We start from the raw sequence: 12,293 nt of genomic DNA, 5'->3' as shown, positions 1-12,293 counted from the left end.
TCTTGGCTTCATGAGATTTTCTCCCTTGCACTGATCGAGGCGCACCGATAGCGCCAAGGTTAATGGCCCGTAAACACATCACCCCGGCGGAAGCGACCCTGTTTGACTGGCTGCTGCTCGCCCTGATCGTCGCCTTTGGCGGCTCGTCCTTTGTGATGATCCGCGCTGCTGTGGAGACCGTGCCGCCGGCCGCCGTCGCCGCCGGTCGGCTCTGGGTCGCCGCCATCCTAATGTATATTTTGATGCGCGCGGCCGGACGGCGTCTGCCGCCGTTTTTCATCCGTAGCGGGACGAAATGGCGCATCCGCCGGAGCTGGATCTGGATGATCGCGGTCGGCGCCAGCGGCTATTTGCTGCCCTTTTATCTGTTCCCCTGGGCGCAGCAATATGTGGAGAGCGGTCTCGCCGGCGTTTATATGGCGTTCATGCCGATCTGGACTGTGGCGCTGGCTTATTTCTTTGCGGGCGAACAATTGAGCGGGCGCAAGATTGCGGGCATCGCGCTCGGTTTCGCCGGCGTCCTCGTGCTGATGGGGCCGGACGTGCTGAAAGGCGCCATGACCAGCAGCTTTTTCGCTCAGGCGGGATTGCTGCTGGCGACATTGCTTTACGCGATTTCCGCCGTTCTTTCGCGCCGCGCGCCGCCGGTGCGCCCGCGCATTTTTGCTTCCGGCATGTTGATTGTCGCCGCCTTGATGTCGATCCCGCCCTTGTTCTTCACCGAGCTGCATCGCGAGCAATGGACAGCGTCCAGCCTGATCAGCGTGATATTTCTCGGCGTGTTTCCAACCGGGCTGAACGGCGTGTTGATCATCATGCTGATCCGGCGCACCGGCGCAGGCTTTATGGCGTTTTCCAACTATATCATTCCGCTCTGGGCGGTTGGACTGGGCGCGCTTGTGTTCCACGAACGGGTCGGTTGGCCGGCCATCGCAGCGCTGGTCATCATTCTGGCGGGCGTCGCCGTCAGCCAGCGCTCGCCCTTCGGCAAAAAACAAAATGGCGGCGCGCCCGGACCCGATGAACTCACGGGCACGCTGGCGCCGATGGTGGAAAAGACCGAAGCGGAAAACTAGTCCTGTTTAATCGAGAACTATTTCACGCCTTCTATCCTTCGAGACGCGCAAATTTCTTCATCCTGAGGAGGCCGCAAGGCCGTCTCGAAGGACGAAGAAATTCGCGCTCCTCAGGATGAAGGCTTTTGCAAACCCCTCAACGATCAAACAAAAAGCTGACCTTTTTGCACGAACACCGCATCGCCGCCAATGCGCACCGATTGAACGGCGGCGCCTTCAACGCCCACCGTCGCGATGATGCGGCTCGGCCGGCCCATTTCAAAGCCCTGCTCGATCACCCAGCGATGCACGCCGTCCGGAATATTCTCGCTACGGATGATTTGCCCGGGAAAGCCCGCCGCCGCGCTGCCCGTCGCGGGGTCTTCGACAATGCCGGCGCTCGGCGCGAACATGCGCGCATGATAGCTCGCATCGGCCGCCTCGCCGCCTGGCGCATACAGATAGACGCCGATAATCTTGTCCAAGCCAAGCGCGTCCCAGGCGGCGCTGTTCACCGTGGCTGACCGCACCGCCCCCAGCGACGCGCAGACATAAAGATAATCAACCCCGGCGCCGCAAATGCGCGGGGCTTGCGCGCCCTTCTCTATGGCCTCCACAGGCAGGGACAAGGCGGCCGCAATACGCTCAACCGGCGGCGCCGCGCCGGTTTCATCGGGAAGGTTGGGATTTTGAAATTCTGCAAAGCCGCGCTCCGCCGACGTCTCGACAGTCACCGGGAAAATTCCGGTGTTCAGCTCCAGCGCGATGTCGCCTTTCAGCCCCCGGGCGCGCGCAATCGCGATGGCGGCGCCAACCGTCGGGTGACCGGCGAAAGGCATTTCGTAACCGGGGGTGAAAATCCGCACGCGCGCCGTGTTTTCAGGGTTTTCCGGCGGGAAGACAAAAGTTGTTTCCGACAGATTGAACTCGCGGGTGATGGTCAGCATCTGCTCCGTCGTCAGACCGCGCGCATCCATCACCACCGCCAGCTGATTGCCGGTGAATTTTTCGTCTGTGAACACATCGAGCGTTTCAAAATCATAAGCGGCCATGGCGCGTATCCTTTATCATTGCACGTCATATCGGCGATGCGATGCAGACGCGCAACCGAGAATTCTTTAACGCAATAATAGGGCCTCTGTCTAAAGCCTCTATTCGTCGAGCACATGCCCGTGATTGAGCGGCCCGTGTCCGGCGCCGTAACCCGGCGCGCTCGCAATGGCTTTATGCGTATAGTCGATGGCGCGCTTGACGGCGGCGGGCAGCGCCATGCCTTGCGCCAGCCCCGTCGCGATAGCAGAGGCCAGCGTGCATCCGGTGCCGTGGGTGGATGTTGTCGCGATGCGCGGGTTTGAATAGATGCGCTCGCCTTCCGCGAAGACCAGCGCATCCTCTACCGTTTCGCCTTTTCCATGACCGCCCTTGATGAGCGCGGCGCCGGCGCCGCGCGCCACAAGCGCCCTGCCCGCCTCAATCGCTGCTTCGCGCGTGTTTATCGTCATGCCGGTCAGCGCGGCGGCTTCATCCAGATTTGGCGTAACGACCGCCGCCAGCGGCGCCAGCCGGTCGCGGATGAAGGCGGCGACACCGTCTTTCGCCAGCGCATCGCCGCTTGTCGCAACCAGAACCGGATCAAGCACGACCGGCGTCCCCGCATATTGCTTCAGCGCAGCCTCGATGACGCGAGCGGTTTCAACATCGCCGATCATGCCGATCTTGATCGCATCGGCGCCGATGTCTTCCATCACCGCCTCGATCTGCGCGGCGATGATATCCGGCGCGACGGCGTGAACAGCCGTAACGCCCTTTGTGTTCTGCACGGTGAGCGCAGTGATCGCGCTCGCTGCATAGCCGCCAAGCGCCGTCACCGTCTTGATGTCGGCCTGAATGCCGGCGCCGCCCGAAGGGTCCGACCCGGCGATGATGAGCACGCGGCCTTTCAAAATATTCCTCTATTCCGGCCTGCATAAGGCGTCACCCATGCAGGCCTGGTTTCCTCGCTTCGCTGCGGACGGGCGGTCGCCCTTGCCAAGCAGCAATGCGGCAAGCGCATTTCTGCTCGGTTTGTCACGCATTCGCCCCATGGTTTTCAAACATGCGCCGGAATTAGGCAATATCGCGGCCTTGCTTTTGGCGGGGCGAAAACGGAGAGAGACCTGATGTCATGACCAATACGCTGATCTGGACCGGCCTTGTCTGCTGTCTTGGCGCCCTATCCCTGCAACTCTTCCCGGACGCCGCATTCCGGCTGGGGGCCGATCCCGCCGCCTCATGGCTGGTCTTCGGCTTCGGCGTGTTTTTGATTTTGGCGGGCGCGCTGATCGCCTCGGGCGGACGCCGCGCCAAATAGCGCGAGTTGACAGGTCTCGCAGGGAAGCTTATCTCCCGCGCCCGGGTGAAGGCCCCCGCCGCTCGCGAGCGATAAGCTTTTGGTGAAGTCCTTCGATTTACCGCTCTGGTCAGCTCAGCTTTTGCAGCATGCGGACCGATGGCAATGCGAGCCCCATCAGATATTCCGCATGGCGAAAGACGAGGTCTGCCATGACTACATCCCCTATGCGTTTGCCGTCCCTTGACGCGCTGAAACAACAAGCGAAGCGCCTGCGCGCCGGACTTGATGAAGACGGTGATTTTCTCACCCATAGCGAAAGCCTTGAACTGGTCGCCAAGCAATATGGCTATCGCGACTGGAACACGCTGCACGCCGCGGTCGGCAACCGGCCGCCCGCGCCCGCTTTTCAACTCGGTTCACGGGTCGCCGGCCATTATCTTGGGCAAGCCTTCACCGGCGAGATTGTCGCCTTGAGGTCTCTCCCGCCCGATCATTTGCGTGTGGCGCTGCAATTTGACGAGCCGGTGGATGTGGTGACGTTTGAGAGTTTTTCCGCGTTTCGCAGCCGCATCCATGCGGTCATCAACGCAGAAGGGGTGACCGTGGAGACAACGTCGAACGGCGCGCCGCAACTATCAATGAAGCCAGTCTAGGACGCTTTTTTAAATTGCACGTCCGCAAGCGCAGCCGTCGCGCCCGCATTGTCGATCAGCCCAAGCTGAAGCGGCTGGCCGGTGCGGCGGCTGACGATGCCCGCATTGTCGACTTCGGCGAGAATATGCTTCTGGCCCCATTGCATCAGCGCCATCAGCGGCAGGGCGAGGTCTACGCCCTTTTTGGTGAGCACATATTGATGACGGGTGCGCTGGCCTTGTTCCTTGTAGGCGCGGCGGCGCAGCACGCCGACATCCACCAGCCGCTTCAAGCGGTTTGACAACACCGTGCGCGGCATGGCGAGCGTGGTCTGCAATTCATCGAACCGCGTAACGCCGTAAAGCGCGGAGCGAATAATCAACAGCGTCCAGCGGTCGCCGACAGCGTCAATCGCCGCGGCAAGTCCGCAATGCTCTAATGGCGGGGCGCCATCTCTGGCGTCCGCACCCGCACCGGCATGTCCATTCGCAAAGCCCATGGGCGAATCAATAAAACGATTTGCCGCCGCCGTGCAATCGCCGCGACCGAGAACACGCCAAACCTCGCGGCGCGCTCACATTTATTTGTGCGCCGGATCGAACTGTGGCGGCATTTGGACCAGAAATCGCGCCAATCTCGCCCCATTCCGCCGCCATGTTGGTCTCATCGCAATCTGCTGGGGCAAGCAGGAGAACGAGATGAGAAATTTATTCAAGCCAATGATCGCTGGCGCGGTCGCAATTGCAACCTTGAGCGCTGGCGCGGCCTGGGCGAAACCAGACCCATGCCGGGCGGATCATGACCACCGCAGCCATGCGTCTGACTATTACAACTATTACAGCGCGGACAAATATTCCCGGCGCGGCGCCTACAAACAGTCCGGCGTGACCTTCTCGATCAGCTTTGGCGACGACAATTATGATCGCCGCGGACGGTATGACGATCGGGGCCGCAATCGCGGTCGGGATTATCATCACCGCAATGACCAGCGCAGCCGCCAGGGCCGCGTCGTCAATCGCGAGGTCTTTGATACGCGCTATCGCGCCCGCATCGTGCTGACTGAACAGGTTGTGCACACTCGCCGCGGCCCGCGCCTCTTGTGCACGGTCGACGCCCGCGGACCGCAAGCGCGCTATGTGCCGAACAAGCGCTTGCGCAAAGTCGCGAAGCGGAACTGCTCGCGCCGTGCGGAAGTCCGCATCATCACCTGATCGCTCTTGCGTTGGAGCGCCAAAGCCCGCCGGCATGCGTAATTTGCCGGCGGGTTTTTATATGCCGTCAAGCGCGCTTTGCGCCGCCGCCTTGATCAGGCGCAGGGGCGCGTTCGCTTTTGTCATGACCCGCAAACCAAAATAGACCGCCAACAGGCTCGCCGCCTTGTCGTCACGGGCCTTTTCATTGCGGTCATAGGGCGGGGTCTGCGCCAGTCCGGCGCGAAACAGCTTTTCAATCCGCCGTATAGCAGCGCTCACCTTCTCGGTTGTTGCGCTGTCCTGCTGGCCCTGATCCGTCGCCGCATTGCATAAAAAGCAGCCGCTGCGCTCGCCTTTCGCGGCGAGGGCGATCACCCCGTCAAAGATGGCGCCAAAGCGCGCCTTCGCATCACCCGGCCCCTTCAACACCGCCTCGGCCTTGTCGGTCTCCAGGCGTTCATAGCGGGCCAGCGCCGCCAGATACATTGCGCGCTTGTCCGGAAATATCCGATACAGGCTTTGCTTGTTGAGCCCGCTCGCCGCTTCGATGTCCTGCATGGAGGCGCCGTCATAACCCTGACGCCAGAACACGCCCATCACGGCGTCGAGCGCCTCATCAATGTCAAATTCCCGGATCCGCGCCATGGCGACCTCTCACGCTAACGTGACGAAAAGCTTCGTCCTAAATTGTTGACCATTCGGTCCGCAATTACATATGAGCGTGTGCGTGAAGACGCAAGATCAAACGACCCAACCAGCCGGCGCAAAGACCCGGCATTGAAAAGGAAAATTGAAATGAGCCGCCTTACCCAGATTTCAGACGCAGACGCCTCCCCGGACGCCGCCAATCTTTTCAGCGCGATCAAATCCAAAGTCGGCGTCGTGCCGAACCTTTATCGCGTCATGGCGAATGAACCCGCCGTATTGGCCGCAGCGCTGAATTTCGGCGATACGCTGAGCGAAGGCTCCTTTGACCAGAAAACCCGTGAAGCCATCGCCCTCGCCGTGGCCGGCGCAAATAGCTGTGATTATTGCGCTTCCGCACACTCGGCGATTTCAAAAAGCCTGAAAGTCGACAATGCGGAAATCACCGCACGCCTGCACGGCAAATCCGCCGAGCCGAAGCTGCAAGCGATTTTGCACTTTGCGCTCGCTGTGGTCGAAAAACGCGGCCTGGTTTCCGACGCAGATCTCGCCGCCGCGCGCGAGGCCGGACTGACCCAAGGTGAAATCGTCGAAACCGTGGCGGTCACCGTCGCCAACATTCTGACCAACTATATCAATCACGTTGCTCAGACCGACATCGACTTCCCCGTGGTGCACACGCAAGCCGCTTAGTCGTGCACCAGTGCGAGACGGCCGGGCGCTTCCCCCGCGGCCCGGCCGTTTTGCTGTTTGATTGTAAGGTCAGGCCGCTGCGTCAACCGCCGCGCAAATATCATCGACCACCGCCTGCACCAGCGCGGCGTCTTCGCCCTCGCCCATGACGCGGATCAACGGCTCGGTGCCGGATTTGCGAATGACCAGACGGCCGGACTTGCCGAGCTTTTCTTCGCCCGCCTTGATCGCCGCCTTCACGCGCGGCGCTTCCAGCGGATCGCCGCCCTTGAAGCGCACATTGCGCAAAAGCTGCGGAAAGGGCTCGAAACAGCGGCAGACATCGGAGACCTTGCGGCCTTCGGAAACCACCACCGCCAGCACCTGCAGCGCCGTCACCAGCCCGTCGCCGGTGGTGCCATAGTCAGACAGCACCACATGACCGGACGGCTCGCCGCCCACATTCATGCCGCTGGCGCGCATTTCCTCGACCACATAACGATCGCCGACTTTTGTGCGCTGAAGCGACAGCGCCTGGCCGTCGAGGAATTTCTCCAGCCCCATATTGGCCATCACGGTGGAAACAATACCGCCGCCTTTCAGCGCGCCGTCTTTTTTCCAGGCCCGTGCGATCAGCGCCAGAATCTGGTCGCCATCGACCAGGCGGCCTTTTTCGTCGCAAATGATGACGCGATCCGCATCGCCATCGAGACCGATGCCGATATCGGCGCGATATTCGAGCACCGCATCCTGCATTTTTTTCGGCGAGGTGGAGCCGACATTCTGGTTGATATTGGTGCCATTGGGGCTGACGCCGATTGATTTTACTTCGGCGCCAAGTTCCCACAATACGGTCGGCGCGACCTTATAACCGGCGCCATTGGCGCAATCGATGACGATCCGCACGCCGTCCAGCGAACAGCGGCGCGAGAACGCCGCCTTGGCGAATTCAATATAGCGCGCGCCGGCGTCATCGACGCGTTTGACACGGCCGAGATCGGCGGAGGCCGCGAGCCCTGCGGAAGGGCCTTCTTTCATCAACCGCTCGATTTCGAGTTCGGTTTCGTCAGACAGTTTAAAACCGTCCGGCCCGAAAAATTTCACGCCATTATCTTCGTAAGGATTATGCGAGGCGGAAATCATCACGCCGAGATCGGCGCGCAAGCTGCGCGTCAGCATCGCCATGGCCGGGGTCGGCAACGGCCCGAGCAGAAACACATCCATGCCCGAGGCGGCGAAACCGGCGGTCAGCGCCGGCTCGATCATATAGCCTGAAAGCCGCGTATCCTTGCCGATCACCACACGGTGGCGATGCGCGCCATTCTTAAACACACGGCCAACCGCCATGCCCAGCGCCAGAATATTGTCAGGGGTCATGGCGCCCACATTGGCGAGACCGCGCACCCCGTCGGTTCCGAAAATTTCGCGTTTGCCCGTCATCTGATCGTCGCCCCGCATGGGCCGCTGCTCCCTCGTCTCACAAAATTCGCCAGCCCGCACATCCTAGCACAGGGCCTTAGACAATGCCTTAACGGGAAAAATGAGGATTTTCTATGGCCTTAGCCACGGCGAGCGCCTGGCGGGAAGCGGCGACGTCATGCACCCGGAAGATCGAGACGCCCTGGCGCGCGCCAGCAAGCACCGCCGCCAGCGACCCGCCCAGCCGCTCCGTGGCCGGCCCGTCGCGATCCAGCGCCGCGATAAACCGCTTGCGCGACGCGCCGAGCAGCACCGGCCGGCCGAGGTCGGAAAAGCGGGCGAGATTGGCGAGCAGCAAAAGATTATGCTCCAGCGATTTGCCGAAGCCGATGCCCGGATCGGTGATGATGCGCGCTTCATCGATCCCGGCTTTCACGCAGGCTTCGATGCGGGCGGCGAGATAGGCATACACCTCTTCGACCACATCATCGTAATGGGGCTTGTCCTGCATGGTCTTGGGATCGCCCTGCGCATGCATCAGCACGATGTCGCAGTCGAGGGCCGCAGCGGTTTCAAGACTGTCCGGCGCAAAGGACAGCGCCGTCACATCGTTCCAGATTGCCGCGCCCGCCTTGACCGCCGCCGCCGCAACATCGGGCTTGCGGGTGTCGATGGAGATCAGCGCGTCGCAGCCGGCTTTCTTCAATCCTTGAATGACCGGGATGGTGCGCGAAAGCTCCATCTCCAGCGCAACGTCATCCGCGCCGGGACGCGTCGACTCGCCGCCAATATCGAGAATATGAGCACCCTCTTCCGCCAGCTTCAACGCATGATCGATCGCCGGCGCCGTTGAAAGAAATCGCCCGCCATCGGAAAAGAATCGGGCGTCGCATTCACGACGCCCATGATCTTGAGACCAGCAGTCAAGTCAGGCCCCTTGCGGGCTCGGCTCCATGCCGCCGGTTCCGTCGTCTTTCTTCTTGCCGCCGGAGGGCGCGCCGGCAGTCGGAACAGATGAAGACGGCGTGTGGTCTTTCGGATCAAGCGGGTCTTCACGCTCAATCACGCCGCCATCCAGCAGCTTTTGAATTTCTTCCCCGGTCAGGGTTTCAAATTCCAAGAGCGCCTGGGAGATCTTTTCCCAGTCTTCGCGACGCTCGGTCAGGATCCGCCGGGCGGCCTCGTACCCTTCGGTCACAAAGCGCTTCACCTCATCCTCGATCAGCTTCGCCGTATCGCCGGAAATCGCCTTGTTTCGCGAAATACTCTGCCCAAGGAACACTTCACCTTCATCTTCCGCATAGGCGATCGGCCCAAGCTTTTCCGAAAGCCCGTATTTGGTGACCATCGCCCGTGCAAGACGGGTCGCGGTTTCAATATCGGATGACGCGCCGGAGGTGACTTTCTCCTTGCCGAATTTCAGCTCTTCCGCGACACGCCCACCCATCGCCATGGCGATGCGCGAAGTCATCTGCTCCAGCGACATGGAATAGCGATCACGTTCTGGCAGGTATTGCACCATGCCAAGCGCGCGGCCGCGCGGAATGATCGTGGCTTTATGCACCGGGTCTGACGCCGGCATGGATATCCCGACCAGCGCGTGGCCCGCTTCATGATAGGCGGTGAGCATTTTTTCGTCTTCGGTCATCACCATGGAGCGGCGTTCGGCGCCCATCATGACCTTGTCTTTTGCGTCGTCGAATTCTTTCGCCGTCACGAAACGCTTGCCGCGCCGCGCCGCGAGCAACGCCGCCTCGTTGACGAGGTTCGCCAGATCGGCGCCGGAAAAGCCCGGCGTGCCGCGTGCGATGGTGCGGATATTCACATCCGGCGCCAGCGGGACTTTCTTGGCGTGCACATTCAAAATCTTTTCGCGGCCCGCCACATCCGGGTTCGGCACGACGACCTGACGGTCGAAACGGCCGGGACGCAGCAAGGCGGGGTCAAGCACATCGGGACGGTTGGTGGCGGCGATCAGGATGATGCCTTCATTGGCTTCAAAGCCGTCCATTTCGACCAGCAACTGGTTCAAGGTCTGTTCGCGTTCGTCATTGCCGCCGCCAAGACCGGCGCCGCGATGACGGCCCACCGCATCGATCTCGTCGATGAAGATGATGCAGGGCGCGTTCTTTTTCGCCTGCTCGAACATGTCGCGCACGCGGCTCGCGCCGACGCCGACAAACATTTCAACAAAGTCCGAACCGGAAATCGTGAAGAACGGCACATTCGCTTCACCGGCGATGGCGCGGGCGAGCAGCGTTTTACCGGTGCCCGGAGGACCGACCAGCAGCGCGCCTTTCGGGATCTTGCCGCCAAGGCGCTGGAATTTCATCGGGTCTTTGAGATATTCGACAATCTCTTCGAGTTCTTCTTTCGCTTCGTCGATGCCGGCGACATCGTCAAAGGTGACGCGGCCCTGACGTTCGGTCAGAAGTTTCGCTTTTGATTTGCCAAAGCCCATGGCCTTGCCGCCCGCACCCTGCATCTGACGCATGATGAACAGGAAGAAAGCGAGGAAGATCAGCAGCGGCAGAATATTGATCAGCAGCGACAGCAGCAGCGGCAGCTCTTCTTCCTTCTGGATTTCCGTATTCACCCCGGCGGCGTTCAAGCGCTCCGCCGCGGCGGTCTGGCCGTCCTCGGGAATGGTGGTGATGTATTCCGCGCCGTCGGCGAGCGTGCCGGTCACCTGACCTTTGGCGACTGTGGCGTCGGCGATGCTGCCCGCATCAATGCGGCTGACAAATTCGGAATAGGTCAATTCTTTCGGCTGCGGGCCGGGCGTCGAGAATTCGAACAATTGCAGGGCCACCACAAAAAATACGATGACAAGGCCCCAGATGAGAAGATTGCGTCCGTTCATTCGATCCCATTCCTTTGGCGCGGCACTCAAGACATAGCGTTGAAAAACGCCGGAAGTGAGGCTGTGCGCCGATCCACAGCGATATTGACCCTAGTAGATAGGCGTTAAGAAACGCCAGCGCCATCTCTACAAGGGCAAAACCGGCTAAACTCAAGAAAATCTAACAATCCGGCCCAAAAAGCGTTCCTGAACCAGCGGTCTGGCGCGCACCGGCCCCGCCGACGCTCCAGATTGCATAAATGGGAGCCCGGCTGCGCCGATCAATACGCCCCGATGATAAAGGCCGGGCAGCGTCGCCAGCGCCTCGTCCGGGCCGTTAAAAAGTCCCGCTTTGGCGCCTAAATCCGCCTTCGCCGCCGCGCCGAGGGGGCGATTTCCACATGCTCAGCCTGCAGGGCGGAAATCGCAAAACGCCGGTCCCACAGCAAATCCCCCTCCAGCGCCGTAGGCGCGAGGGGCGGGCGTCCCGCGCGCCCGAGCAACGCCGCCGGTTCGCGCAGAAACCACAGCCGGCCGCGCCAGGATTTGACCAACGCGCCGCCCAACGTGCCCGCGCCCATGGCCACGGCATTCGCGACGGCGTCCATGGCGCCCGCTTCATCCGGTGGGAATTCGCCGGCGCCGGCCGCATGGATTAACCGCCGCGCAAGTCCGGCTGCGCCCGGCGCCTCCGGGCGCCAGCGATCCAGCGCGACGCCGCCCCAGCCGTAAAAGCACCCGCCGAGATTTCGGAAAAGCTCGTCCTGCTGCGCGAACATGGCGTCGGCGGCGTTTGCTGATTTTCGCGCAGCCTCAGCCAGCGCTTCCGGCGTCAACAGATCCTGCTCGGCCAGCGCCGCGATCACCGCACGCACCCGGACCCGCTCAAAGGATGGATCGTCATTAGACGGATCATCCACATAGTCCTGACCAATATCGCCGAGCCATTCGGTCACGGCCCGGCGTGAGAAGCCGAGCAGCGGACGCAACAAGCGGATGGGCGCGCCAGCGCCGCTGGCGACGATGCTTTCCGCACGGATCGCCGCAAGGCCGGTCGGCCCCGCGCCGCGCGACAGGCGCATGAACAAGGTCTCCGCCTGGTCATCGAGCGTATGGGCGGTCGCCAGCCCGTCGCAGCCCGCCGCCTGCGCCGCCTCAATCAGCAATCGATAACGCGCCTGACGCGCCGCCGCCTGAACCCCCGATGCAGGTTTGTCGCCCTCCCAGCGTAAAGTCGTATGTTCAACGCCAGCCTCGCCGGCCCAGCGCGCGGCGCGTTCCGCCTCGCCCGCAGCTTCGGCGCGCAAGCCATGATCGATGGTGAACGCGGCAAGGCCTAGGCCGGTCTGGCGCGCATGCTTAGCGCACAACCGCAACAGCGCGATGGAATCGCGCCCGCCCGACACCGCCAGGGCGAGACGCCGAGGCGGGCCGAGTAAGTTCAATTGTTCGGCGAAGGCGCCCGGCGTCAGCGCGCCAGGTTGCGGCGCAATCCTGCGCAC

Annotated in this window: 13 protein-coding genes; 5 read left to right on the top strand and 8 right to left on the bottom strand. The window is 61.8% G+C overall.

All coding sequences use genetic code 11. The features are described from left to right. Positions 1-62 precede the first annotated feature (62 nt). Positions 63-1,076, top strand: coding sequence for a DMT family transporter (locus AC0L8G_RS04890; protein WP_473387290.1), 1,014 nt, complete (start codon positions 63-65; stop codon positions 1,074-1,076). Between the two features lie 143 nt (positions 1,077-1,219). Here AC0L8G_RS04890 and AC0L8G_RS04885 read toward each other — a convergent pair whose 3' ends face one another. Together AC0L8G_RS04885 and thiD are read right to left on the bottom strand one after the other, a co-directional pair. Then, positions 1,220-2,107, bottom strand: coding sequence for a PhzF family phenazine biosynthesis protein (locus tag AC0L8G_RS04885; RefSeq protein ID WP_473387287.1), 888 nt, complete (start codon positions 2,105-2,107; stop codon positions 1,220-1,222). Positions 2,108-2,206: 99 nt separating this feature from the next. Next, positions 2,207-2,998, bottom strand: coding sequence for a bifunctional hydroxymethylpyrimidine kinase/phosphomethylpyrimidine kinase (thiD, locus tag AC0L8G_RS04880; RefSeq protein ID WP_473387285.1), 792 nt, complete (start codon positions 2,996-2,998; stop codon positions 2,207-2,209). A 221-nt stretch (positions 2,999-3,219) separates the two neighbouring features. Here thiD and AC0L8G_RS04875 point away from each other — a divergent pair, with 221 nt between their 5' ends. Continuing rightward, positions 3,220-3,405, top strand: coding sequence for a hypothetical protein (locus tag AC0L8G_RS04875; RefSeq protein WP_473387283.1), 186 nt, complete (start codon positions 3,220-3,222; stop codon positions 3,403-3,405). A 191-nt stretch (positions 3,406-3,596) separates the two neighbouring features. Then, on the top strand, positions 3,597-4,040 hold the full coding sequence (locus AC0L8G_RS04870; protein WP_473387281.1) for a glyoxalase superfamily protein: 444 nt from the start codon (positions 3,597-3,599) through the stop codon (positions 4,038-4,040). On the opposite strand, the gene AC0L8G_RS04865 is transcribed toward AC0L8G_RS04870, so the two are convergent. After that, positions 4,037-4,519, bottom strand: a complete 483-nt coding sequence (locus AC0L8G_RS04865; protein ID WP_473387278.1) for a winged helix-turn-helix transcriptional regulator — start codon at positions 4,517-4,519, stop codon at positions 4,037-4,039. The genes AC0L8G_RS04870 and AC0L8G_RS04865 overlap by 4 nt on opposite strands. A 199-nt stretch (positions 4,520-4,718) precedes the next feature. Between AC0L8G_RS04865 and AC0L8G_RS04860 the strand changes: the two genes are divergently transcribed. Beyond that, entirely contained in the window at positions 4,719-5,231 is a 513-nt protein-coding gene (locus tag AC0L8G_RS04860; RefSeq protein WP_473387275.1) for a hypothetical protein, read from the top strand. Positions 5,232-5,288: 57 nt separating this feature from the next. Here AC0L8G_RS04860 and AC0L8G_RS04855 read toward each other — a convergent pair whose 3' ends face one another. Beyond that, positions 5,289-5,858, bottom strand: a complete 570-nt coding sequence (locus tag AC0L8G_RS04855; protein ID WP_473387273.1) for a TetR/AcrR family transcriptional regulator — start codon at positions 5,856-5,858, stop codon at positions 5,289-5,291. Positions 5,859-6,008: 150 nt separating this feature from the next. Between AC0L8G_RS04855 and AC0L8G_RS04850 the strand changes: the two genes are divergently transcribed. After that, on the top strand, positions 6,009-6,551 hold the full coding sequence (locus AC0L8G_RS04850) for a carboxymuconolactone decarboxylase family protein (protein ID WP_473387272.1): 543 nt from the start codon (positions 6,009-6,011) through the stop codon (positions 6,549-6,551). A gap of 69 nt (positions 6,552-6,620) precedes the next feature. On the opposite strand, the gene glmM is transcribed toward AC0L8G_RS04850, so the two are convergent. The 4 genes from glmM to tilS form a co-directional block, all read right to left on the bottom strand. Next, the gene (glmM, locus tag AC0L8G_RS04845; RefSeq protein WP_473387270.1) at positions 6,621-7,988 is read right to left on the bottom strand and encodes a phosphoglucosamine mutase; all 1,368 of its coding nucleotides are present in this window, start codon (positions 7,986-7,988) and stop codon (positions 6,621-6,623) included. 70 nt (positions 7,989-8,058) lie between these two features. Next, positions 8,059-8,775: a dihydropteroate synthase gene (gene folP, locus AC0L8G_RS04840; protein ID WP_473387269.1), complete on the bottom strand. Its 717-nt coding sequence runs from the start codon at positions 8,773-8,775 to the stop codon at positions 8,059-8,061. A gap of 102 nt (positions 8,776-8,877) precedes the next feature. Continuing rightward, positions 8,878-10,812 (bottom strand): ATP-dependent zinc metalloprotease FtsH, encoded by a 1,935-nt coding sequence (gene ftsH / locus AC0L8G_RS04835; RefSeq protein WP_473387268.1) that lies wholly within the window; start codon positions 10,810-10,812, stop codon positions 8,878-8,880. Between the two features lie 338 nt (positions 10,813-11,150). Beyond that, positions 11,151-12,293, bottom strand: coding sequence for a tRNA lysidine(34) synthetase TilS (gene tilS / locus AC0L8G_RS04830; protein WP_473387266.1), 1,143 nt, complete (start codon positions 12,291-12,293; stop codon positions 11,151-11,153).

It is taken from the genome of Hyphococcus sp. D3-15 (assembly GCF_055809375.1).
This window is presented reverse-complemented; position numbering and strand designations above follow the sequence as displayed.

Excerpts from the sequence above, each read along its gene's own strand:
- ftsH (WP_473387268.1), bottom strand. The coding sequence starts at position 10,812 with ATGAACGGACGCAATCTTCTCATCTGGGGCCTTGTCATCGTATTTTTT.
- AC0L8G_RS04855 (WP_473387273.1), bottom strand. The coding sequence starts at position 5,858 with ATGGCGCGGATCCGGGAATTTGACATTGATGAGGCGCTCGACGCCGTG.
- AC0L8G_RS04890 (WP_473387290.1), top strand. The coding sequence starts at position 63 with ATGGCCCGTAAACACATCACCCCGGCGGAAGCGACCCTGTTTGACTGG.
- AC0L8G_RS04875 (WP_473387283.1), top strand. The coding sequence starts at position 3,220 with ATGACCAATACGCTGATCTGGACCGGCCTTGTCTGCTGTCTTGGCGCC.
- AC0L8G_RS04850 (WP_473387272.1), top strand. The coding sequence starts at position 6,009 with ATGAGCCGCCTTACCCAGATTTCAGACGCAGACGCCTCCCCGGACGCC.
- AC0L8G_RS04860 (WP_473387275.1), top strand. The coding sequence starts at position 4,719 with ATGAGAAATTTATTCAAGCCAATGATCGCTGGCGCGGTCGCAATTGCA.
- AC0L8G_RS04885 (WP_473387287.1), bottom strand. The coding sequence starts at position 2,107 with ATGGCCGCTTATGATTTTGAAACGCTCGATGTGTTCACAGACGAAAAA.
- AC0L8G_RS04870 (WP_473387281.1), top strand. The coding sequence starts at position 3,597 with ATGACTACATCCCCTATGCGTTTGCCGTCCCTTGACGCGCTGAAACAA.
- glmM (WP_473387270.1), bottom strand. The coding sequence starts at position 7,988 with ATGCGGGGCGACGATCAGATGACGGGCAAACGCGAAATTTTCGGAACC.
- AC0L8G_RS04865 (WP_473387278.1), bottom strand. The coding sequence starts at position 4,519 with ATGGGCTTTGCGAATGGACATGCCGGTGCGGGTGCGGACGCCAGAGAT.